We start from the raw sequence: 23,163 nt of genomic DNA on the forward strand, positions 1-23,163 counted from the left end.
AATGAAAAAGAATATTCTATTCCTTTTGACAGCGATTATTGTTGTTTCCTGTGGTACGAAAGTAAAAAAACCGGAAGCCAGATCGAAGTTTCTAAAAGGATTTACCACCTATTACAATACACTTTTTAATGCAAAAGACGCATTGAACAGTGAATTTGAAGGCAGAGATAAAGCTCATAAAGATAATTTTTATGCACCTCATATTCCTATTCTTACCTACGAAGAACAGCCAATAGGAAGTGATCTCGGGCAGTCTTCAGCGTTTGCAGAAAACTCCATGAAAATGGCGGAAGTTAACAGACCTTCTTCACCTAACGGAAGAAGTGCTCCCGGTATGCCGCCAAGCAACCCAGGAGGAATGCCGGGAACGCCAAAAGACCCAAACAATCCACAAGAAAATAAAGGGGCTACCACGCTGGAAATTGCAGAAGCAAAAGCTTTGAAAGCAATCGGAAAATATTCGGTAATCAGAAAGGGAGAAGAGCAAAACAAAACTATTTTTGATGCTTATATTATTCTCGCACAGTCCCGTATTTACCAGGGAAAATCCAGACAGGCATTAGATGCACTGAACTATGTTTTTACCCATATGAAGGAAGATAAAAGACTTCCTTTGGCAAGGGTTTATGAAGGTTTAGCATATGCTCAGCTTAAAGATTATTATAAATCTGATCAGGTTTTTGCTAAATTAAAAAGTGAAGGAATCAGTAAAGATCATGAAAAACTTTTAAGTATCTATTATTCAGAATCTCTTTTGGATGCCGGGAAAAAAGAGGAAGCGGTAAAAGAACTGGATCGGGCTTTTGAATTGAATGGAAACAGAAAACTAAAAAGCAGAATTGCATTTTTGCGCGGTCAGGTTTTGGCAGAATTAGGAAGAAACGAACCTGCACGTGAAAGTTTTGCAGCAGCTTACAAATATGCCAACGATTTTGAATTTGAAGTGAAGTCTCAAATTGAAATTGCCAAAACATTCAACGGAAAAGGTGATTATGCCGGTGCAAGAAAATACTTAGAAGATATCAGCAAGAAAGGAACTTATGCTTCAAGAAAAAACGAATTCTACTATGCGCTTGGTTTAATGGCTACAAAAGCCGGAAAGCAGGACGAAGGACAAGAATTCTTTAGAAAATCTCTTTTAGAAAAAGTTTCAGATCCGCAGGTAAGAGGCTTGACTTATTATGAAATCGGAAGAAGCTATTTAGATAAAAATGATTACATCGGAGCCGGTGCATACTATGATTCTGCATTGGTTACCATGACGTATGAACCTTCAAAAATTCTATTGAAAGATCAGGCAGAAAATATTAAGAAGATATCAAGAAACTATTATTTAATCAGAAAAAACGACAGTATTCTGGCTATTGCTAAAATGTCTGAACCTCAGAAAACTGATTATTTTGCTCAATATATCGAAAAACTGAAGGCTAAAGAAGCCAAAGAAGAACTTGAAAGACTGCGTGAAGAAAGAAACAAAGGCTTTGATACAGGCGATTACAATGCCAATTCACTATTTGCCAACAGTGCAACCTCTTTTGAAGAATTCGGTACATCAGCCAAAGGATTTTATTATGGAAATACAGGAACCGTAAGTAAAGGAACCTCAACATTTAAGCAGGTGTGGGGCGAAAGAGCTTTGGTAGACAACTGGCGTTATTCCAAGAAAATGGCATCGATCGAAGACCTGAAAAATGAAGCTTTGGGAGTGAGCGCAGCACCCAACCCAAGACGTTTTGAACCCGCTTATTATATCGAGCAGATTCCAAGTGATGCCGGAAAGTTATCACAATTAAAAAAAGACAGAGATACTGCTTCTTTGGGTCTGGGAATCATGTACCAAAATTATTTTACCAATACTCCTTTGGCAACAAAAACATTGTATGATCTTGTAGATGTAAAACCCGAAGAGAAAGTCATGTTGCAGGCTTTGTACGAGATATTTGCAATGAATTATGAAAAAAATCCGCAAGCGTCTGCAAGAGCAAAGCAAATTTTGACTACAGATTATCCATACAGCTCATATGCAGAATTTGCCAGAAATCCTAAAAATAATACGTTTGTAAAAACTTCTCCTGAAATGGAAAATAATTACAAAACGGCCTATGCTTTATTTGAATCTGAAAAATTTGCTGAAAGCCAAAATATACTCGATCAAGCCATCCAAAAAAATCCTAAAGATGCGCTTGTTCCTAAACTTTATCTTTTGAATGCTTTCAATGCAGGAAAATCGAGCGGTAAAGAAGTCATGATTTTACAACTGGAGCAGATCGTTCTAAACTATGGAAAAACTCCTGAAGGTGAGAAGGCAAAAGAAATGCTGAATTATCTGAAAAGTGACATTGCATTTCAGTCTACAGACAATAAAGGAAATACAGTACCGCAAAATCCCGGGAATAATAATGTGTCTCAAAACCCTGCAGGTTTTGGCCAGCCAGTACAGAATAACTCGCAATCACAAAATATGACTGCTCCCGGAAATCAAAACAATCCGTTGCCAAATAGTTCACAACCGATGAACAACGCGATACAAAGTGGTGTTCCTAAAAAACCGGGAATGAATAGTCAACCATTGGAAATGACGACGCCTGTTCCGGCACAGAAGAAATAATAAAAAAGAGCGAAGGTTAATCTTCGCTCTTTTTCTTTTTAACACCATGAAATTCTTTTAAATAAAAAGGTTCAAAATAAGCAGTGTCTTCAAAATCTTTATTATTTATTTTCTCTAAAGTCCTCTTGACTAAATATTGAGCGGAAGGGTAGATGTCTTCATTGAAATCAGCATTTGGAAGATTTAAAATCTCTTTTGCTTTTTTCGCCCCGTCGCCTACAAATATGATCTTCTTGTCCTTAAATTCCTGAAAAGAAGTTTCGTCTAAAACTTTAGCTTCTGTCGGAACAAGTTCTTTTCCCGTTATTCCATCATAAACAGCGGTATAAACCTCCATTCTTCTTGCATCGACCAAAGGGATAAATAAATCATAGTTTTGCGTTAAAAAAGGCTCTATCATGCTTTCCATAGAATTGACTGCGATTAAAGGAATGTTTAATCCGTAACAGAACCCTTTTGCTGATGCAGCACCAATTCTCAGTCCGGTATAAGAACCAGGACCTCTTCCTAAAGCAACCGCTTCAATATCTCTCAGAGAAATTTCTGCTCCTTCTAACGCCCATTCTACAAATGAGTGAAGACTTTCAGATTGTTTATAATTTTCAGAAACTTCTTCACAAACGCACAACAATTTTTCGCCGTCTGAAATGGCAACTGAGCAGTTTTTGGAAGATGTTTCCAGGTATAGGATTTTCATTTGATTAAATTTAATGATGAATAAATTGATCCTGAAATATTTAAGTTCATATCAAATAGAGTTTGATCAATTAAAAAGTCTGGAAATTCTTGTTTCACTATTTTTCATTTATTACAAATTTATTGCTTTATTTCCACACTTTGCCGGCTCCACAATTTCCACATAGATTTCTTTTTGATCCAGATTTCTAATAAAGCCAGTTTCATTTCAAAATCTTGCTTTTTATAAAGACCGGCAACCTTAATGATTCTTCTAAGACTTATTGTATTTTTATTCTGTTTCGATTCTGAAATTTCAAGCTCTGAGATATCTTTGTAAATAACTTTTTTTGAAGAAAAATCTTTTTTGAAGTCATCCAGATTCTGAATCCAGCCATTTGAATGACCAAATGAAACATCTGAACAGAATAAATGAACAATTTCAGAATTGTTATTTTCCATCAAAGAATCAAGCTTTTTAGCCTGAATTAAAACTGCTTCCTCATCCTTTGAATATTTCTGAGAATAACCAATGGCAAAACCTAAAAAAAAAATTAACCTCAGAAATTTCATTCTCAAATTATTACTTTCTGTGAATCGTTCTTGGTTCGCTCTGTGCGCTCGGATAAATCGTCATATCCGAAACAGTTACGTGTTGCGGAACATTTACACAATAAGCAATCGCATCAGCAATATCTTCTGCTTTCAACGCTTCATAGCCTGCATAAACTGTTGCAGCTCTTTCCTGATCTCCTTTAAATCTCACCAAAGAAAAATCTGTTTCTACCGCTCCCGGCTGAATATTGGTCACTCTTACTCCGAATTCTGTGAGCTCAATCCTCATTCCTTCAGAAATGACATCAACTGCCTTTTTTGTAGCACAATAAACTACACCATTTGCATAGGTCTGTCTTGCTGCAACTGAACTGATATTGATAATATGACCAGAGTTTCTTTCTTTCATCATAGGAATCAGCGTTTTTGAGACATATAAAAGACCTTTTACGTTTCCGTCGATCATAGAATCCCAATCGTTAGTACTTCCTGCTGATAAGGGCTCTAAACCATGTGCATTTCCTGCATTATTGATAAGGACATCAATGTTTTTCCATTCTTCCGGTAGTGATGCAATGGCGTTTTCAACTTCTTCAAGATTTCTGACATCAAATTGTAAACTAAAAACTTCGGTAAATTTTGATAGTTCTTGTCTTACGGACTCTAAAACATCTGACCGCCTTCCACAAATGATGATTCTGTTTCCTTGTTGAGCAAAAAGTTCTGCCGTGGCTTTTCCTATTCCGGATGTTGCTCCTGTAATGAGTATTGTTTTCATAATTTTTGTTGTCATCTACTAATTTGCATCGAATGCCTGAAAAGCATCTACAATATGTTCTATTGATAATTTTCCTTTTTCGTCTGGTAAGACTGAAATAATATCAAATCTTACTTCCTGATTTTTATTAAATTCTTCCATAAAATGATTGGCTGCGGTAACAATCGATTTAATTTTACCTTTTGTAACGGCTTCCTGTGGAAGAATGAAAAAATCTGTTGATCTGGCTTTCACTTCTGTGACAATAATTAAATTCTCTTTTTCCGAAATAATATCAATCTCAGTTTTCTGATACCGGAAATTTCGTACCAAAATTCTGTGCCCGTTTTTAAGTAAATATTCGGCTGCTAAATCTTCTGCTTTTTTTCCTAAATCGTTGTGATCTGCCATTATTTTCTAAATTGATAAGCCCACCAAATCAAAACAAGCTGCAAAGGAAGTCTCAAAACAGTCAGCCAAAAATATTTGTGATGAATCTGATAAAACTTTTTTGCCATCTCAATATTGGCAGGAAAAACTGCAATGAATAAAGCGATACAAAGATACGCACCAAACTTTTGAGTACCCGGAAAGAGTAGGAGAATTCCGCAAACAATTTCTACAATACCGCTGATGTAAACCATTTTCAAATGCAACGGAATATAATCAGGCATAATTTTCATGAAAAAGTGAGGTTTCACAAAATGAAAAATACCTGCAGATATTAATAGAAATGAGAGTAAAAATTTTGAGTAAAATAGCATTATTGTTTAAAATTTAATAACACATTTCGTCCAACTTTCAAAGAAACTTCTGCACCTATAATCAATGGTATATTGTTATGAATATGACCGTTCGGAAAGCCATAAACAGCCGGAAATGTATATTTTGAAATCCTGTCTGAAATTAATTGATAAGCAAATTCATCAAAACTCTCTTCATATTGTTTGTTCTCTTTTTCATCGCCCATATTGGTCATCCCACCAATTATAAGTCCTTTAATTTTATTAAAAACTCCTCCTAATTCTAAGCTCATGATCATCCTGTCGAGTGCATAAAAGTTTTCGCCAATATCTTCGATGAATAAAATTTTATCTTTAAAATCAAAAGAATACCTGGTTCCTAAAAGCGCATAAATTAAGGCTAAATTACCTCCAACCAATTCACCATCAATATTTCCTTCTTTGTTAAACTGATTTGATTTTAAAGTATATTTTAATGGTTTTCCTTTGAGAATATTAAAAGTAAGATCATAACTTTCATCTGTCACCCCGAAGCTTGAGGTTTTAATCGTTTGTCCGTGAATTGAAGCGAAACCTTTTTTCAACAAAAAACTTTGTATCACGGTATTGTCAGAATAACCAATGTACCACTTCGGATTTTTAACAAAACATTTCAAACTTAAGTTTTCAATTAAGTGTTGACATCCGTAACCTCCGCGAGATGCCCAGATGGCAGAAATTTCCGGGTCATTTAATGCCCAGTTGATGTCTTGACTTCTTTGCTCCTCAGTTCCTGCGTAATTGTATCCGTTAGAGAATTTCGTATAAAGATTTTCGCCTAAGACGGGTTGGAAACCTTTAGATTTAATCATTTTAATTCCCTTCTCAAGCTGAGCGGGTTCTACAGCTCCTGCAGGGGAAATGATGGCAATTTTATCGCCTTTTTTAAGAGATTTTGGAAATATTTTTTTCATATGTATTTTAATGTTTTTAAAGGTCATATGCAATCGATGAACTTGATTTGTATTTGTGTTTCTAAATCATGGCGATTTCATATGTCATTGATGTTTTTTCTTTTTAATCGAATGTATTTTTATTGAGTTTTCTTTAATTTTAATTCTTTCTTTTCGGCCTCTTCTAATTTTTTATCAAACTGATTAAACTTTTTGAAACTCTGAAGAAATATAAAGAAACTAAATAGTATAAGAATGCAGCCAACCACTCTTCTGATCTTATTCGCCAGTTTCTGAGTGAGTTTATAGTGAAATTGTTTTGCAAGGAAAATTTTTGCCAAATCAATACCAAGGTAGGTTGCGATTACGATACTCAGGTACAAAATCACGTTGCAGGTATCGGGATATTGATTTCTGACACCAATCACTGTGACGAGCCAAAAGAGGATCACGCCAACATTGAGAAGGTTGAGGAGAAAACCGTTTAAAAATGTTTTAATATAATTCTGTCCGATTATTTTTTCTTCGCCCGGAAGTTTCATTTTTGTACGGGTGACGATCATGATGATTCCGTAGGCTAAAATCAGTAGTGAGGTAATTCTGTAAAAACCGGGATGTTTATCAATAAGATCTACCAGATCTGCACTGGCATAATATGCTGCGACAATGCACAACAGATCTGCTGTAATAACACCCAAATCGAGTGCTAAAGCGTGTTTCGGGCCTCTTGTAAAACTGGTTTCTATAAGCAAAAAAAAGATAGGACCAATAAAAACTAAGCTCAGCATAAAACCTAGACCAATGGCCGAAAATATGAGTTCAAACATTAAAAATTGTTTCTATCCCAAATTTAAAAATTATATTTCTATTTGTCTGTAAAAAGTGATTTTTAAAATCCTAATTCATCATAAAAGTTTTTAGAAACAAAAAAGACTGCCACAATCGGACAGTCTTAATGATTTATATTTTAAATTTAATCAACAATCTTAAAGTCTAATTGCTTCTGAATTAAATTAGCCTTTATTACTTTTATTTTAACTTCCTGACCCAATTGATACCTGTTTCCTGTTCTGGAACCATAAACGGCATGAGTAGACTTGTCATAAGAATAAGAATCATCCATCAAATCTCGTAATTTGATTAAACCTTCTGCACCGTTTTCAGGAATCTGAACCCAGAAACCAAATTCTGCCACTCCGGAAATAACACCCGTAAATGTTTCTCCCAAATGTTTTTCCATGAATTTTACCTGCATAAATTTGATAGAATCTCTTTCTGCATCTGCTGCCAAACGTTCTCTTGCACTGCAATGCTTGGATTTTTCTTCTAACTCGTTTTTATCCGGAGACTTTCCGCCATCCAGATAATGTTGTAGCAAACGGTGGGCAAGCAAATCGGGATAACGACGGATAGGAGAGGTAAAGTGCGAATAATAATCAAACCCAAGACCATAATGGCCAATTGCTTCTGTAGAGTAGACCGCTTTACTCATGCTTCGCATTGCCAGAGTTTCAATCATATTTTCTTCGCCTTTTCCTTTTACATTTTGAAGTAAATTATTCAAAGATTCAGCAACTTTTTTGGTGTTTGCCAAATCCATTTTATATCCGAAAGTCGAAACGAAATCTCTTAAAGCTTCTAACTTCGCAGGATCCGGATCGTCGTGAACTCTGTAAATAAAGGTATTTCCGTTGGGTCTTCCTTTTTTAAGCGAAACAAATTCAGAAACTTTTCTGTTCGCCAAAAGCATGAATTCTTCAATCAAATGATTAGAATCTTTGCTGACTTTAAAGTACACTCCAATCGGCTCGCTTTTTTCATTTAAATTAAAACGAACTTCACTTCTGTCAAAAGTAATCGCACCATTTTTAATTCTCTGATCACGCATGATTTTTGCAAGTCTGTCGAGCGTTAAAATTTCTTCCGTTAAATCACCTTCCTGAGTTTCAATTCTTTCCTGCGCTTCTTCATACGTGAATCTTCTGTCTGAGTGAATTACGGTTCTTCCAAACCATTCATTCACAACTTCCGCATTCTCATTCATCTCAAAAACGGCTGAGAATGTAAATTTATCTTCATTCGGACGTAACGAACACACGTCGTTACTTAAAACTTCCGGTAACATCGGTACTACACGGTCAACCAAATATACAGAAGTTGCTCTTTCGTAAGCTTCATCATCCAACATTGTTCCTGGAATCACATAATGAGAAACGTCTGCGATGTGTACCCCGATTTCCCAGTTTCCGTTATCCAATTTTTGAATCGACAGAGCATCATCGAAATCTTTTGCGTCTTTCGGATCTATGGTGAACGTACAAATTTTACGCATATCTCTGCGCTTTGCAACCTCTTCATCAGTTACTCTTCTGTCGATTTTGTCGGCATCTATTTCCACTTCTTCAGGAAAGCTGTAAGGCAAACCGTATTCTGCTAAAATAGAGTGAATTTCTGTTTCATGTTCTCCGGGAGCACCCAAAACCTTAATAATTTCTCCATCAGGATTTTTGTCTCCTGCTTTCCATTCCAGCATTTTTACAACGACTTTATCACCGTTTTCTGCACCGTTTATTTTACCTTTCGGGATAAAAATATCTGTGTTGATGGTTTTTTTATCGCAAACTACAAATCCGAATTCTTTGTGCGGAACCAGCTGAAAAGTTCCTACAAACTCTGTACGGTTTCTTTCCAAAACTTCCAGCACAGAGCCTTCCATCTTTTTTCCTTTGAAATTATAGGTTACAATGAGAACTCTATCGCCTTGCAATGCATCCTTAACGTTTTTAGAATGAACGAAAACATCATCTTTTAAATTCTCTACAGTTACATAGGCATTTCCGCTTTGGTTAAAGTCGATAATCCCTGTCAATGTACCTTCAATATTAAGATTGATGCTGAATTTTCCTTTTTCAGTTTCCTTGATTCTTTGACTTGCTAAAAGCTTGTGTAAAGACTGAATGACCAGCTCACGCTGTCTCGGATTTTTGTGATCAATCCCATCTGAAATCTGCTTATAATTGTATATTTTAGTTTGATTCTGATTCATGAAACGGAGAATCAATTTCCCTATTTCCATGAGCTTTGAATCATTTTTCTGACTTATGTATTTATTTTTTTTTGGCATTTTTATTATTTTATTATTCAACCAATTTCCATTGATTGCTTATTTTTTCTTATTTTGGATTCACTTCATCTCATTTCAAATCTACTGATTTCGATTTGCACATGATTCATTCGTATAAATTTAATAAAAAAGAAGAAGTGGGGGAAACCTTTTAATAAATATATTTAATATTTTTCAAGGTCTGAATGATGGAATAACAGATTGGTAATTTCTATTTGATGGTACAAATATAAGGTTTTAAAAATAAATAAGACCTGCAAATCAATTTACAGGTCTTTATGTTTTAACAAAATGCAATTTTATCAACTCTTGTCTGATGCCTTCCACCTTCAAAATCAGTAGAGAGAAATCTGTTTGCAATTTCTATCGCAACTTCTTTAGATATGAATCTTGCAGGAATAGAAATCATATTTGCATCATTGTGTTGTCTTGCTAACTCTGCAATTTCTGGCATCCAACACAAAGCACAACGAATTTTCTGATGTTTGTTAGCAGTGATTTGCACTCCATTACCACTTCCGCATATAAGGATTCCCAATTCATTTTCTCCGTTTTCAACAGAAGTTGCTGCAGGATGTACAAAATCCGGGTAATCTACACTGTCGGTAGAAAATGTTCCAAAATCCTGTATTTCAAATTGCTCTTCAAGATGCTTTTTCAGAATTTCTTTATACTCGAAACCAGCGTGGTCTCCGGCAATAGCGATCTTTCTTTTCATTATAAACTTATTATACTTTAGATTATTCTACAAATTTAAGTATTAAAATGCAAATTGTGATTTGCCTACTCATAAAATGTGAAAAGCACTGTGAATAACTGTGGAAAACTTTTCTGAACTAAAATATTTTTGAATACGAAAATTTGTTAATGAACTAAACCATGGCAAAGTCAATACAAAACTTTCAAAATCTTTACCTTCATTAATCTTTGTTTTTTCCATACCAGAGAAACTAATATTTAACACCACGCAAAAGTTACTAATATTTGTGAGTAAGTCTTAAATTTATCAGACGCTCAACGATTTACATTGTGAATTAAATATGAATTGAATTCGAACTGTATGTTATGAAGTTTTATCGTAAAAGTTATCCCCGAAACTCACAACACTCAACAACAACTATCATTCTTTTTTTTATATATAAAGAAGTTTATGTTGATTATTGAATGAATGGTTTGTGGGAAATTTTTTGAAAACTTTTATCTTTTGAATCTTTTCCAAAAGTTTAAAATCTTACATTTGTGAAACAAAAAATCAAAGGGAATTTATGAAAACAATCAATGATTTCAATTTTAAAGATAAAAAGGCTTTAGTACGCGTTGACTTTAATGTACCTCAAGACGACCAGCTGAAAGTTACAGACAACACAAGAATCTCAGCTGTAAAACCAACTGTAGAAAAGATTTTAAATGACGGAGGTTCTGTAATTCTGATGACTCACCTGGGTAGACCGAAAGGAGAAGTAAAAGATGAGTTTTCTTTAAAACATATTCTCAATGAAGTTTCAAGTGTATTAGGTCATGACGTTAAATTTGTGGAAGAATCGATTGGAGAGAAAGCAGAAAAAGCGGCTTCTGAACTTCAACCCGGAGAAATTTTATTATTAGAGAATCTTCGTTTTCATAATGAAGAAGAAAAAGGAGATGAAAGCTTTGCAGAACAGCTTTCAAAACTGGGAGATGCTTATGTGAATGATGCTTTTGGTACCGCACACAGAGATCATGCTTCTACAGCAGTAATTGCCAATTATTTCAATTCAACTAAATTTTTCGGTTTATTGATTGCTGATGAATTAAAAGCTATTGATAAAGTTTTAAAAAGTGGTGAAAGACCTATTACAGCTATCTTAGGAGGCTCAAAAGTTTCAACTAAAATTACCATTATAGAAAATATTTTACCAGCAGTTGATCATTTAATTATTGGCGGAGGTATGGCATTTACTTTCATTAAAGCATTGGGTGGAAAAATTGGAAATTCTTTGGTTGAAGAGGATAAATTACCTTTAGCTTTAGAAATTCTCGGTAAAGCCAAAGAACATAATGTAAAAGTTTACCTTCCTTCAGACACAGTGATTGCAGAGAGCTTTAGTAATGATGCAGATAGAAAAGAAGTAGATATTTATGAAATTCCTGAAGGATGGATGGGATTGGATGCAGGACCAAAATCTCGTGAGCAATTCAATGATGTTTTATTAAATTCAAAAACAATTCTTTGGAATGGTCCAATCGGAGTTTTTGAAATGTCAAATTTCTCCGCAGGTACAGTTGCTTTAGGTGATAGTATTGCAGAAGCTACAAAACTAGGAGCTTTTTCTCTAGTTGGAGGAGGAGACAGTGTGGCTTTCGTTAAGCAATTCGGTTACGATGATAAAGTGAGTTATGTTTCAACAGGAGGCGGAGCAATGTTGGAAAGTTTGGAAGGATTAGAACTTCCGGGTATTGCTGCGATTAATAAATAATTATTTTAAAATATAAATTTTAAGTCTGCTGAATTTTCGGCAGACTTTTTTATTTTAAATGCAGACTTTATAAATTCTAATTTTTCTTAGTTTTTGCAAAGCTTGTCATTCCGTAGGAATCTAGACAGAGCTTTTATTTGAGATGTTGAAATTCCTACGGAATGATAAAGTGTACTTATTTAAGAGGTAACAATTTAATTGAACTAAATTTAAAATGATTTAGAATTTAAAAATTCAAAAAACAAATTTGAATTCATTAAAATCTTTACGTCAGATATTTAAAATTTCAAGATAGTAAAATTAAAAAAAAATAAAAACTCAAGAAAAAATCCTGAGTTTTTAGTTTTTAACTGAATTTTGATAAAAATTGGCTTTCAGAAATACCTCAAAAATCGATTTTCTACTTTTTTTCTATAATGTATATCAAACTCGAAAATTCGTTAGAAAAAAGTGCTTTTACATTAGAAATCGTTCCGTAAACCACAGCTTTTAGCCAAAATAAGGGTGATTTTTTATATTTTTCGCTCAACATCGAGATGTAATATGAATCTAATACCAAAGGTTTTATTTTTCTCATTTTCCAGTTATGATTTTTAGAAATGAGATTTTCCATTCCATTTTTAGAAAAGTGATAGATATGTCGAGGTACATCATAAGCTGCCCAAAATTCTTTATAATGTTTTGCATCGTAAGAAGTAGGGTTGGGAACGGCAATAATCAATAATCCTTTTTCCTTTAGTTTTGAATGAAAAATAGAAAGCATTTCACTCTGATTTTCTACATGCTCGAAAACATGCCAAAGAGTAATAGCATCCAGACTTTCATTTTCAATCAAATTAATATCACTAATTATTTTTGCTTTTGATACCTTTTTTGAGGCAGCAGATTTGGCATCTTGATTTGGCTCGAACCCAAAAGTTTCGAAATCATTCTCTATATATTTTAAAAATTCTCCGGCTCCGCAACCATAATCTAATACTTTAGAATTCTTTTTTATTCTGTCTATTAAGATATTTTTTTTGTATTGCAGATTGAAAGATTGCAAGAATTTGTAAAGCTTTTCTTTTAAACTTCCTGAATCCTGATGATGAGAAATGTAGTCTTCACTTTCATAATATTTGGAAATGTTTGATGGAATAGAAGAGGTTTTAAAAACTCCTTTTATTTCTGTTTCTTTTATTTCAAATATTTCCTGCGAAAGAAAATGATCTTTTATTTTCATTATTATATTTTAAAAATAAAGGTATTCAGAAAATTGTTTTAAGATTCTAAATACCTTAGTTTACTTTGAATGTTTCACGTGAAACATATCTTATTTATCTTCCCAAATAGACCATTAAAACATTGATATCAGCTGGAGAAACACCGCTTATTCTTCCTGCTTGAGCCAAAGTTTTAGGTCTTACTTTATTCATTTTTTGCTTGGCTTCTGAAGAAAGACTAGTGATTTTAATGTAATCAAAATCTTCAGGAATCTTCACATTTTCTAGTCTGTTTAATTTGGCAACATTTTCTTTTTCCTTTTCAATATAGCCTTTATACTTTATATTAACTTCTGCCTGTTCTCTTACTTCATCGCTAAATTGAGATGTAAATTCTTTAATAGAATCAATTTGATCTAATTTATCTAAAGTAATATTAGGTCTGGTAAGAAACTGAGAAGCTCTGTAAGCCTGATCAACAGGATTGCTATCAATACTTTCCAGAATAGGATTAATAATTCCTGGCTTTAAAGAAGTTTCTCTAAGGTATGCTTCAAGTTCCTGACTTTTAGTTATTTTCTCTTCAACTTTTTTCAATCTTTCTTCTTTTGCTAAACCTAAATGATACGCTTTTTCAGTTAATCTAATGTCTGCATTATCCTGTCTTAAAAGCAATCTGTATTCTGCTCTTGAAGTGAACATTCTGTAAGGTTCTTCTGTACCTTTTGTAATCAAATCATCGATTAGAACACCTATATAAGCCTCATCTCTGTTAAGAATAAACTCATCCTTCTCATGAACCTTATTGTGGGCATTAATGCCTGCCATTAAACCTTGTCCGGCAGCTTCCTCATATCCTGTAGTACCGTTGATCTGACCCGCAAAATATAAATTATCAACCAACTTCGTTTCTAAAGTATGCTTTAGCTGAGTAGGAGGGAAGTAGTCATATTCAATAGCATAACCTGGTCTGAATACTTTTACGTTTTCAAATCCCGGGATATGTTTCATTGCCTTGATCTGTACATCTTCCGGTAAAGAAGAACTGAATCCGTTAACATAGATTTCGACTGTTCTCCAACCTTCTGGTTCTACGAAAAGCTGATGCCTTGTACGTTCAGCAAAACGATTGATTTTATCTTCAATACTTGGACAATATCTTGGACCTAAGCTTTGAATGGTACCATTAAACATTGGGCTTCTGTCAAAACCTTCACGTAAAATATCATGTACTGCTTCGTTGGTATAAACAATGTGACAACTTAATTGTTTGGTTAATTTCGGAGTCTCTAAATAGCTGAATTTTTGAGGATTTTCATCTCCTTTTTGTTCCTCCATTTTAGAGTAATCAAGGCTTCTTCCGTCTACTCTTGGTGGAGTACCGGTCTTCATTCTTCCTGATTCGAAACCAAAAGAAACGAGTTGCTCTGTAATTCCGAAAGCTCTTGGTTCTCCCATTCTTCCTCCGCCTAACTGTTTGTCTCCAACGTGGATCAAACCGTTTAGGAAAGTTCCGTTAGTAAGAACTACAGATTTTGATCTGATTTCGATTCCTAAAGAGGTTACAACTCCTACCGCTTGATTATTTTCTATAATTAAACTCTTCACCATATCCTGAAAAAAGTCAAGATTTGGGGTGTTTTCTAATGCATAACGCCATTCTTCTGCGAATAACATTCTGTCATTTTGTGTTCTTGGAGACCACATTGCGGGACCTTTTGAAAGGTTCAACATTTTAAATTGTATCGCAGATTTGTCAGCTATAATTCCGGAGTAACCTCCCATTGCATCTATCTCTCTTACGATTTGTCCTTTGGCAATTCCTCCCATTGCCGGGTTGCAGCTCATCTGTCCGATGGTCTGCATATTCATTGTAACCAATAAAGTTTTTGAACCCAAATTGGCAGCAGCAGCAGCAGCTTCACAACCTGCGTGACCTGCACCTACTACAATTACATCATATATTTCTGAAATCATTTTAATTGCTTATTTAAGCCTTAAATTTTAAATTCTTTATAAATGTTTCACGTGAAACATTGTACCGGAAAAGGGCTTAAAGTCGCCTGTATTCCGTGGTTTGTAGCCCCGATGGTAGCATTTGTTTGAGCTCTTTTTTCTTTGAAAAAGAAAAAAAGCGAGTGCGGACAGCGGGAATAGCTTCTAATTATATTTTGTAATATAAATATCTTCTTTTTTACGCATTTCCTTTTCTTCTTCTTCTGTTTTATCTTTATAACCACACAAATGAAGTATACCGTGAGCCAAGACTCTTCGTAATTCTTCTTCGTAGTTTTTTGATAGGGTAGAAGCGTTGTCTGAAATGCGCTGCAAAGATACGAAAATCTCTCCGTTTATCGTTTTGCCTTTCACAGAATCGAAAGTGATGATGTCGGTGTAATAATCATGCTGTAGATAATCCTGATTTATTTTGAGCAAATATTCGTCATCGCAGAAAATATAATTAATATCACCTAATTTTTTTTCTTCTGAAAGAATGATTTCTTCCAGCCATTTTTTGTAATCTGTAGTAACAGATTCGGGTAGGTTTTCGTAAAAGAATTGTATCATTGTTTTAAAACCAGTGTCCTAAAATAACACTGAATATACCTTTTTGATTATTTTTAAGTGAATGGCTAAAGTTGAATTTAATCTGACCAAAAGGAGATTTATAACCCGCCATAATTCCTAAGGAGCTGTAATTTACCTTTGCTGCATCTTCGAACGTTATATCATCTGAAATGTTTGCAAAAGAGAAATTCCCACTCAGGAAAAAGTTTTTATAAAACTTAAATTGAATATCGTTAGAAATTAAAGCCACGTTATTACTGTTCAGCTGAGCAAAATAAAAGCCGTTGAAGGTTTTGAAATTAATAATATTCTGCTCAAAAATTCCTCCTAATCTGTATCGGTAAAATTGTGGAAGATTGTCGCCTATGGTAACACCTCCATACAAATTCAGATGGTAGCTGAATTGTTTAGACAAAGGAATATTGATTCTGATGTCGGCTTTAACCTGAACTACTCTTTTATCAACTTCGGCTTTCATTAAGTCAATTACTTTCCCCTCAGCATTCATGTAAAAACCTCTGCGCGGAAAGTCTTTATCGTCTTGTGTATCGCTTTTCAGAAACACATAAGGATTAAGAAATCGGCTGTATCTTTTATTAAGACCATTCATTTCCGCTTCGAAATAATCGTGGCTTAATCCGGCTCCTACTGCATATTTATCTTTCCAGATTGATTGTATATAGACTTCGTTTCTCAGCCATTCCCATTTATCAACGTTGATGTTGTTATCACCTTTCAGATCAAAACTCATTCCGGAAGAGTATATACCGAAGCCCGGAATGTATCCGTTATCAACAAAATAATTCAGATAATATCTTGGTTTATCTCCTACAACAACATCAAGAGATAAGTTTGAATTTTTAAATAGTAATCTTTTCGCTGAATAATTGAGAAGCAATCCTGTTTTGAAAATTTCATCATAATGCAATCCGAATTTTAAAAAATGTCTTGCGTCATCTTCAGTGACGTATAACTTAAGATAATTGATATTATTTTCTGTGATGATGTCATAGTTGATAAATCGGTAATTATTGGTTGCAACCAATTTGTCAATTCCTCTGTTGACACTACCGTAGGTCTGTAGAGATGGAAGTCTCAGTCCCATTTTCCCCAGAACATAGTTTTTACCGTAAATTCTGCTTCCAACCAATTCAATGCTGTCTATCTTATACACATTGGAATAAATTGGATTTACGGACTGTCTGAGGCGGTCAAATTCCCTTTTAGGAAGCTGATCTAAGATATCGGTGTATTTCAAACCTTCAACATAACCGCTGTCTAGAATTTTCTTTTTGTCATCATAGCTTGTTGCGGTCATTCCTTTCAGATCGGGTTTGATGTTAATATCTGTAAATTTATACTGACGTTTAGTATCTTTCTGGATCCCAAAATCGATAACCTGATTTAGAATTGCAATAATATTGTTTAAATCTTCTCTTTTAGAAAGATCCTGATTCAAATCTACACCGATAACAATGTCAATTCCCTTGTCTTTCAGAGGTTTTGAAGGATAATTAACGGTCATAGCTCCATCAATATAGATGCTGTCACCAATTTTCACAGGATCCATTAACGAAGGAAAGGCAGAACTCGCCATAATCGACTGTACCAAATCGCCTTTTTCGAAAATCTGCATATTTCCGCTTTCCAAATTGGTAGCGACACATAAAAAGGGTATGGGTAATTTTGAAAAATCTTCAATGGTTGAAACATTTTTAAATAATTCTTTTAGTAAATAAACATTTTTCTGCCCGGAACTGATAGAGGAGGGAAGATTGATTTTTCCATTTTTTAAAGGAATGGATAGGAGATATTTATCGACAGATTTATTAAAAAAAGTGCTTTCAGTACGTGATTTAGGATCTCTTATTAAAGAATAGAAATCAGTGTCCATCACTATTTTTTCTATATCTTTTCCGGTATATCCTGAAGCGTATAATCCACCCACGATAGATCCCATACTGGTTCCGGCTATATAATCCACCTTAATTCCTAAAGAATCTAATACTTTTAAAACTCCAACATGGGCAAAACCTTTTGCTCCTCCTCCTGCAAGAGAAAGCCCAATTTTCGGATTTTTTGGAATCACCAAACCTTTTTTAACCTGCGAATGGAAGAAAAGCATTTGAAGAGCAAATAGAAAAATAAGGAGTTTCTGCATAATTAATCTTTTATATAAATCCGCTTCACACGAGGTGAAATTGATGTTAAAACTTCATAAGTAATTGTTTTGCAGTAAGCTGCAAATTCTTTAAGACTTGGTTTTGAATTGAAAATGGTAACCGTATCACCTTCTTTTACATTTGGAATTTCGTCAATATTAATCATCATCATATCCATACAAATGCTTCCGACAATCGGAGCAAGAGTTTTATTAATTCCCACGTTTCCAATCTGATTTCCAATTAATCTTGGGATTCCGTCTGCATAACCCACCGGTATTGTGGCAATTTTTGTTAAATGATCCGTTTTGTATCTACGGCTGTAACCTACTGATTCTCCGTTTTCAACTAGAGAAATTTGGGAAATTACGGTCTTAAAACTTACGCTTGATTGTAGCTGCTGTTGAATTTCAGAATTTGATGATTCTCCCAGCATTCCAATTCCGATTCTTACCATATCGTACTGATGATCAGTATAATTTGTAATACCTGATGAATTAAGAATGTGGCGAAGTGGTTGATAACCCAGATTTTCAATTAAATAGCTGGAGTTCTTTTCAAATATTTCTAATTGTTTTAAAGTGAATTCTCTCTCATCGGGCATGTCAGATGATGACAAATGGCTGAATATACTTTGAACTTTCAGGTTTTTATCTTTTAAGCATTGGTATAAATGATCCAACTCATCTTCTTTAAAACCAAGACGATGCATCCCTGTTTCAAGTTTAATATGAATGGGATATTTTGTATCAATTCCAGATTTTTGAACAGCTTCATAGAATAATTCTAAAACTCTTACACTGTAAATTTCAGGTTCCAGATTGTACTGAATAATGGCATCATAACTATGCTGTTCAGGATTCATAACAACAATAGGAGTGGTAATTCCTTTTTTCCGAAGCTCAACTCCTTCATCGGCATAGGCAACTCCAAGATAATCAATATGATGATGCTGCAGAAATTCTGAAACTTCATAACTTCCGAGTCCATAGGCATTCGCTTTTACCATGGCCATCATTTTTGTTTTTGGCTTTAGTAAAGATTTATGATAATTGATATTATGGAGAATAGCATTAAGATTAATCTCTAATACGGTATCATGTTTTCTAAGTTCAAGTAAATCTTTCAGTTTTTCAATCTCAAATTTACGTGCTCCTTTTAATAAAATAATCTGATTTTCAATCTCTGTAAGATATTTACTGTCAATAAGTTCCTGAGTATTATTAAAAGTGTACGTTTTACCTGTGAAAAAGCCTCGGAATTGAGAAATTTCTTCACCGATCAGAAATACATGATCAAAATTTTGCTCATTGACCAGGTCTGAGACTTCTTCATATAATTCTTCAGAATTTAAATTTACCCCAATGATATCTGTTAAAACTAAAGATTTTTTTGGTTTCTTATATTCTTTTAAAAATTGAAGCGCAGTTTTGAGAGAATCTAAATCCAAATTAAAAGAATCATTGATGATGATATTATTTTTAATGCCCTCTATACTTTCAAGACGCATTTCTACCGAACGAAGCTGATCAATTTTCTCCTGAATTTTTTCATTAGAGAAATTAAATTTCTTTAAAATACCGATCAACGCCAAAATATTCGTTAAAGTTACCTCATCCCTTTGCTTAATTTTCAGTGAAAATTCTTCGTGGAAATATTTGATTATAACATCTTTATTTCTGTCTTTAACGTCTGAAATAATAGAAATCTTATTGATATTATCAAGTCCGTAAGAAACTAAATCTGCTTTTGAATACTTTGGTGAATATGTTTTATAAACCAAATTATAAACCTGTTCGGTTCCGTTAAAAAATATAGTATCACAGTCTTTGAAAAGTTTTAATTTTTCTAAAATCAATTCTTCTTCCGACTCAAAATTTGCTGCGTGAGCAGTACCGATGTGCGTTAACAAACCAATTTGTGGATGAAAAATCTCTTCCAGCCTCTGCATTTCGTGCGGTTTTGAGATCCCGACTTCAAAAATTCCCAATTGATGTTGAGGATTAATCTGAAGCAGAGAAAGCGGCAAACCAATCTGAGAATTGAAACTTTTAGGACTCTTTACTGTTGAGAATTCATTCCACAGACATTGATATAGCCATTCTTTCAGAATTGTTTTCCCATTGCTTCCGGTAATTCCGATAGATTTTAAATTTGAATTTTCAAAATGATATTTGGCTAATTTCTGCAGAAACTCAACGGCGTTTTTCACAATTATCCAGGTTACATTTTCAAATTGTGGATATTGATTTTCAGATATGATGACATTAATTCCTCGGTCTACAGCCGATTCTATAAACTTTTCACCAGAATTCTTTTTAGTATTGATTGCAATAAAAGCCGAATTTTTTGTTGAATAAATAATTCTGCTGTCAAAAGCTATGTTTTTGATTAATAGATTTTTATCGCCAATAACTTCAGCATTGGTGAGGTTTGCAATTTGTTGTACTGTATAATTCATTGGTGCCCTTTCTGCTATATTTTTTGTCTGATTTCTATGGGTTTAATCGTAGAGATAATTACAATCTTAACGTATTAATCATTATTTCTTTTTGGAAAGCACTTCCTCAATAAAAACACGGCGGCTTACTGCCTCATAACTCTCTGTTTCTCCCAATTCTACGAGATTATTGCCTTGAGAAGTTCTCATCGAGTAATTGGCAAGATTTCCCGTTCTTTTACAGATTGCGTGCACTTTTGTCACGTATTCTGCAGTCGCCATCAGGTTAGGAATCGGCCCGAAAGGTCGCCCCAGGAAATCCATATCCAAGCCTGCAATAACAACACGGATTCCGCTGTTTGCCAATTGATTAGCTATTTCTACAATGCTGTCGTCAAAAAACTGTGCCTCATCAATTCCTACCACATCACAGTTTGATCCCAAAAGAATAATTTCGTTGGGATTTTCTACTGCAGTGCTTCGGATTTTATTTTTATTGTGCGAAACAACATCTTCGTCAGAATATCTTGTATCGGTTTTGGGTTTGAAAATTTCTACATTCTGCCCCGCCATTTCAGCTCTTCTGAGTCTTCGGATCAACTCTTCGGTTTTTCCGGAAAACATAGAGCCACAAATAACTTCCATCCAACCGCTTTGTTTGGAATGATTAATTGTATTTTCTAAAAACATTTGTTATTTTAGCCGTAATATTTTAAGATCAAAAGTAAGCAATTTTTAATAAGATTCTTCTATGCAGAACATCCAAGATTTACAGGAAAAGATTTTTTTTGAATCTAAGAATATCATCGGTATTTTAGGCAAAATAAACGATGTTGACGAACTACTTTCTAAGCAAAATCTTATGGATGAGCTTACAGACAGAATTTCTTTTTTAAAACTGTTGAAATCGAAAGTTGAATATTACCAAAATGACAATTTACAGTTTTCACAAGCTTCATCTAGTTTTTTATTAACTGAAACCACAACTGAATCTCAGGATTTTTCACATGAGGTGACGGAAGAAGAAGCCATTTTTAACAATGAGCTGAATGAAATTGGAGGAAGTGAAAATAACCTTCGACATGAGATAATGGAAGAGGAGGCTATTTTTAATAATCAATTGAATGAGATTGTTGAAAATGAGTTTCATGAGAATATGGTGAATCTTGCAGAAGAAGAGAAGATTGTTGAAAATTCGGAAAACGTAGAAGAAACTGAAGGTCAACAAGATTTGAACAGCGAAAATTCTGATTTTGACAGTCAGCTTGATGAAATTGAAGAAGAATCGAGTGAAGATGTTTCTAAAGTTTTAAGTTTTGTGGATGAAGAGAGGATTCTTGAAAATTCTGTTCCTGAAGATGAGGAAGATATTGATGAAGAAATATTTGATCAAAAAGTTACCGAAGAAGAAGCTATTTTTAATTATCAGTTAAACGAAATTGAAGAGTTTGAAAACGAAATTTCTGATGAAAGTGTTTCAGATCTGTTTGAAGAGGAAGAGCAAATTCAGAAAAATCATGAAGAAGTTTCATCCAATATAAATCCGTCGGATGAAATTCCGAATATGTTTGAATCGGAAGTACCAACTGATGATATTTTGATTGAAGAATCTGAAAATGAATCACCTGCGAATGATTTTGAATATAATGAAGACGAAATCATCACCGAAAATTCAAATGTAGAAAATATTTTAACGGAAATAAAAAAAGATTCTGAAGCAAGTGACGATGAAATTCTGGTCGAAAAAGAAACTTCTGACCGGAGAAAAATTGTAGAAATCGACAAACCTACCTCACAATCTGAAAAACATGCCTCAGATGAAAGTTTTGAAAATCTGGAAGCTTATCAGCAGGAGAAAAAAATAAGACTGGCAAATATAAAAGGTCTGAAGACAATTCAGACTTTGTTTGATGATGATCCTTTGGCAAGAGAAATCCTTCAGGAAAAACCCACATCTGTTGGGAAAGAAGATTCCGGAAGTCTTTTAAAGACAAATATTCCTACCCATTTCATGGAAGCGGAAAAGCAAAAACCTGAGTTCAGATTGGATCTGAATGACAGAATGGCTTTTACCAAACTGCTTTTCGGAGGAAGCCAGACTGATCTTAACCAGGCCGTTTCTGAATTGAACAGATGCAGAACTTTGGAAGAAGCAAAAGAATATCTGAGCGAACTGTACTATGACAGAAAATGGAATAAAGTAGATGAATATGCCCAAAGACTTTGGATATTGGTAGAAAATAAATTCTTATAATTTTGAGCGGAATCCTATATTTTGTTCCCACACCCGTCGGGAATTTAGAAGACATGACTTTCAGAGCGATTAAAATGCTGAAAGAGGTCGATTATATTTTGTGTGAAGATACGCGAACTTCCGGGGTGCTTTTGAAGCATTACGAAATTTCAAAACCTTTAAAATCATATCATTTACACAACGAACATACTGCGACAGAGAAAGTGATTGCAGACCTTCAAAGCGGTCAGAATATCGCTATTATTACAGACGCAGGAACTCCTGGGATTTCAGATCCCGGCTATTTATTGGCAAAAGCGGGTTCGGATAATAATATTGAAATGATCTGCCTTCCTGGTGCGACAGCTCTCATTCCTGCTTTAGTGGTTTCAGGATTGCCGAATAACGAATTTTTATTTGCCGGTTTTCTCCCTCCAAAAAAAGGAAGACAGACGAAACTGAAACAGTTGGCTGAAGAGAAAAAAACGATTGTTTTGTATGAAAGCCCGCATAAGATCAATACGACTTTGGAGCAGATCAAAGAATTCTTCGGAGAAGAAACGAGAGCAAGTTTAAGCCGGGAAATTTCAAAAAAATTCGAAGAAACAAAACGAGGTACCATTGATGAATTAATTGAGTTTTCGAAAAGCAAAACTTTAAAAGGTGAGATTGTGTTGATTGTAAATAATTCGGTAAAATAAGTGGTTT

General features: G+C 34.2%; 19 protein-coding genes. 4 read left to right on the top strand and 15 right to left on the bottom strand.

Annotated features, from left to right (window positions below):
• The first annotated feature begins 1 nt into the window (after nt 1).
• Nucleotides 2–2,608, top strand: coding sequence for a type IX secretion system periplasmic lipoprotein PorW/SprE (porW, locus tag ACZZ9T_RS03785; RefSeq protein WP_463440980.1), 2,607 nt, complete (start codon nt 2–4; stop codon nt 2,606–2,608).
• Between the two features lie 16 nt (nt 2,609–2,624).
• On the opposite strand, the gene tsaB is transcribed toward porW, so the two are convergent.
• The 9 genes from tsaB to rpiB all read right to left on the bottom strand — a co-directional run bounded on the left by tsaB (nt 2,625) and on the right by rpiB (nt 10,112).
• Nucleotides 2,625–3,305, bottom strand: coding sequence for a tRNA (adenosine(37)-N6)-threonylcarbamoyltransferase complex dimerization subunit type 1 TsaB (gene tsaB, locus ACZZ9T_RS03790; protein WP_463440981.1), 681 nt, complete (start codon nt 3,303–3,305; stop codon nt 2,625–2,627).
• Between the two features lie 119 nt (nt 3,306–3,424).
• Complete coding sequence (locus ACZZ9T_RS03795; protein WP_463440982.1) at nt 3,425–3,856, bottom strand: hypothetical protein; 432 nt, start codon at nt 3,854–3,856, stop codon at nt 3,425–3,427.
• A 10-nt stretch (nt 3,857–3,866) separates the two neighbouring features.
• Nucleotides 3,867–4,616 (bottom strand): SDR family NAD(P)-dependent oxidoreductase, encoded by a 750-nt coding sequence (locus tag ACZZ9T_RS03800; protein ID WP_463440983.1) that lies wholly within the window; start codon nt 4,614–4,616, stop codon nt 3,867–3,869.
• Between the two features lie 18 nt (nt 4,617–4,634).
• Nucleotides 4,635–5,006, bottom strand: coding sequence for a YraN family protein (locus tag ACZZ9T_RS03805; RefSeq protein ID WP_463430063.1), 372 nt, complete (start codon nt 5,004–5,006; stop codon nt 4,635–4,637).
• Nucleotides 5,006–5,359 (bottom strand): DoxX family protein, encoded by a 354-nt coding sequence (locus ACZZ9T_RS03810; protein WP_463440984.1) that lies wholly within the window; start codon nt 5,357–5,359, stop codon nt 5,006–5,008. The genes ACZZ9T_RS03805 and ACZZ9T_RS03810 overlap by 1 nt, the downstream gene beginning before the upstream one ends.
• Entirely contained in the window at nt 5,359–6,291 is a 933-nt protein-coding gene (locus tag ACZZ9T_RS03815) for a S66 peptidase family protein (RefSeq protein WP_463440985.1), read from the bottom strand. Before ACZZ9T_RS03815 ends, ACZZ9T_RS03810 begins: the two co-directional genes overlap by 1 nt.
• 119 nt (nt 6,292–6,410) lie before the next feature.
• The gene (locus tag ACZZ9T_RS03820; protein WP_463430066.1) at nt 6,411–7,097 is read right to left on the bottom strand and encodes a LysE family translocator; all 687 of its coding nucleotides are present in this window, start codon (nt 7,095–7,097) and stop codon (nt 6,411–6,413) included.
• A gap of 146 nt (nt 7,098–7,243) precedes the next feature.
• Entirely contained in the window at nt 7,244–9,394 is a 2,151-nt protein-coding gene (rnr, locus tag ACZZ9T_RS03825) for a ribonuclease R (protein ID WP_463440986.1), read from the bottom strand.
• Nucleotides 9,395–9,677: 283 nt separating this feature from the next.
• Nucleotides 9,678–10,112, bottom strand: a complete 435-nt coding sequence (rpiB, locus tag ACZZ9T_RS03830) for a ribose 5-phosphate isomerase B (RefSeq protein WP_463430069.1) — start codon at nt 10,110–10,112, stop codon at nt 9,678–9,680.
• Nucleotides 10,113–10,659: 547 nt separating this feature from the next.
• Between rpiB and ACZZ9T_RS03835 the strand changes: the two genes are divergently transcribed.
• The gene (locus ACZZ9T_RS03835; protein ID WP_463440987.1) at nt 10,660–11,850 is read left to right on the top strand and encodes a phosphoglycerate kinase; all 1,191 of its coding nucleotides are present in this window, start codon (nt 10,660–10,662) and stop codon (nt 11,848–11,850) included.
• A gap of 400 nt (nt 11,851–12,250) precedes the next feature.
• On the opposite strand, the gene ACZZ9T_RS03840 is transcribed toward ACZZ9T_RS03835, so the two are convergent.
• The 6 genes from ACZZ9T_RS03840 to ACZZ9T_RS03865 all read right to left on the bottom strand — a co-directional run bounded on the left by ACZZ9T_RS03840 (nt 12,251) and on the right by ACZZ9T_RS03865 (nt 20,912).
• Nucleotides 12,251–13,072, bottom strand: coding sequence for a class I SAM-dependent methyltransferase (locus tag ACZZ9T_RS03840; protein WP_463440988.1), 822 nt, complete (start codon nt 13,070–13,072; stop codon nt 12,251–12,253).
• 94 nt (nt 13,073–13,166) lie between these two features.
• Nucleotides 13,167–15,029, bottom strand: a complete 1,863-nt coding sequence (gene mnmG / locus ACZZ9T_RS03845) for a tRNA uridine-5-carboxymethylaminomethyl(34) synthesis enzyme MnmG (protein ID WP_463440989.1) — start codon at nt 15,027–15,029, stop codon at nt 13,167–13,169.
• Between the two features lie 183 nt (nt 15,030–15,212).
• Nucleotides 15,213–15,620 (bottom strand): rRNA maturation RNase YbeY, encoded by a 408-nt coding sequence (ybeY, locus tag ACZZ9T_RS03850; RefSeq protein ID WP_463440990.1) that lies wholly within the window; start codon nt 15,618–15,620, stop codon nt 15,213–15,215.
• 4 nt (nt 15,621–15,624) lie between these two features.
• The gene (locus tag ACZZ9T_RS03855) at nt 15,625–17,781 is read right to left on the bottom strand and encodes a patatin-like phospholipase family protein (protein ID WP_463440991.1); all 2,157 of its coding nucleotides are present in this window, start codon (nt 17,779–17,781) and stop codon (nt 15,625–15,627) included.
• 2 nt (nt 17,782–17,783) lie between these two features.
• A complete protein-coding gene (locus tag ACZZ9T_RS03860; protein ID WP_463440992.1) occupies nt 17,784–20,243 on the bottom strand; it encodes a bifunctional UDP-N-acetylmuramoyl-tripeptide:D-alanyl-D-alanine ligase/alanine racemase in 2,460 nt (819 codons plus the stop codon).
• Nucleotides 20,244–20,324: 81 nt separating this feature from the next.
• A complete protein-coding gene (locus tag ACZZ9T_RS03865) occupies nt 20,325–20,912 on the bottom strand; it encodes a thymidine kinase (RefSeq protein ID WP_463430074.1) in 588 nt (195 codons plus the stop codon).
• Between the two features lie 61 nt (nt 20,913–20,973).
• Between ACZZ9T_RS03865 and ACZZ9T_RS03870 the strand changes: the two genes are divergently transcribed.
• Both ACZZ9T_RS03870 and rsmI read left to right on the top strand, forming a co-directional pair.
• A complete protein-coding gene (locus ACZZ9T_RS03870) occupies nt 20,974–22,476 on the top strand; it encodes a hypothetical protein (protein WP_463440993.1) in 1,503 nt (500 codons plus the stop codon).
• A 2-nt stretch (nt 22,477–22,478) separates the two neighbouring features.
• Complete coding sequence (gene rsmI / locus ACZZ9T_RS03875) at nt 22,479–23,156, top strand: 16S rRNA (cytidine(1402)-2'-O)-methyltransferase (protein WP_463430076.1); 678 nt, start codon at nt 22,479–22,481, stop codon at nt 23,154–23,156.
• The last annotated feature ends 7 nt before the right edge of the window (nt 23,157–23,163 follow it).

Source organism: Chryseobacterium sp. AC417 (genome assembly GCF_979258215.1).

Bases quoted from the DNA above. Each gene is read 5' to 3' on its own strand.
- ACZZ9T_RS03820 (WP_463430066.1), bottom strand. From the start codon at position 7,097: ATGTTTGAACTCATATTTTCGGCCATTGGTCTAGGTTTTATGCTGAGC.
- ACZZ9T_RS03805 (WP_463430063.1), bottom strand. From the start codon at position 5,006: ATGGCAGATCACAACGATTTAGGAAAAAAAGCAGAAGATTTAGCAGCC.
- tsaB (WP_463440981.1), bottom strand. From the start codon at position 3,305: ATGAAAATCCTATACCTGGAAACATCTTCCAAAAACTGCTCAGTTGCC.
- ACZZ9T_RS03860 (WP_463440992.1), bottom strand. From the start codon at position 20,243: ATGAATTATACAGTACAACAAATTGCAAACCTCACCAATGCTGAAGTT.
- ACZZ9T_RS03855 (WP_463440991.1), bottom strand. From the start codon at position 17,781: ATGCAGAAACTCCTTATTTTTCTATTTGCTCTTCAAATGCTTTTCTTC.
- mnmG (WP_463440989.1), bottom strand. From the start codon at position 15,029: ATGATTTCAGAAATATATGATGTAATTGTAGTAGGTGCAGGTCACGCA.
- ACZZ9T_RS03835 (WP_463440987.1), top strand. From the start codon at position 10,660: ATGAAAACAATCAATGATTTCAATTTTAAAGATAAAAAGGCTTTAGTA.
- ACZZ9T_RS03865 (WP_463430074.1), bottom strand. From the start codon at position 20,912: ATGTTTTTAGAAAATACAATTAATCATTCCAAACAAAGCGGTTGGATG.
- ACZZ9T_RS03795 (WP_463440982.1), bottom strand. From the start codon at position 3,856: ATGAAATTTCTGAGGTTAATTTTTTTTTTAGGTTTTGCCATTGGTTAT.
- rnr (WP_463440986.1), bottom strand. From the start codon at position 9,394: ATGCCAAAAAAAAATAAATACATAAGTCAGAAAAATGATTCAAAGCTC.
- ACZZ9T_RS03810 (WP_463440984.1), bottom strand. From the start codon at position 5,359: ATGCTATTTTACTCAAAATTTTTACTCTCATTTCTATTAATATCTGCA.
- ACZZ9T_RS03800 (WP_463440983.1), bottom strand. From the start codon at position 4,616: ATGAAAACAATACTCATTACAGGAGCAACATCCGGAATAGGAAAAGCC.
- ybeY (WP_463440990.1), bottom strand. From the start codon at position 15,620: ATGATACAATTCTTTTACGAAAACCTACCCGAATCTGTTACTACAGAT.
- rpiB (WP_463430069.1), bottom strand. From the start codon at position 10,112: ATGAAAAGAAAGATCGCTATTGCCGGAGACCACGCTGGTTTCGAGTAT.
- ACZZ9T_RS03870 (WP_463440993.1), top strand. From the start codon at position 20,974: ATGCAGAACATCCAAGATTTACAGGAAAAGATTTTTTTTGAATCTAAG.
- ACZZ9T_RS03815 (WP_463440985.1), bottom strand. From the start codon at position 6,291: ATGAAAAAAATATTTCCAAAATCTCTTAAAAAAGGCGATAAAATTGCC.
- porW (WP_463440980.1), top strand. From the start codon at position 2: ATGAAAAAGAATATTCTATTCCTTTTGACAGCGATTATTGTTGTTTCC.
- ACZZ9T_RS03840 (WP_463440988.1), bottom strand. From the start codon at position 13,072: ATGAAAATAAAAGATCATTTTCTTTCGCAGGAAATATTTGAAATAAAA.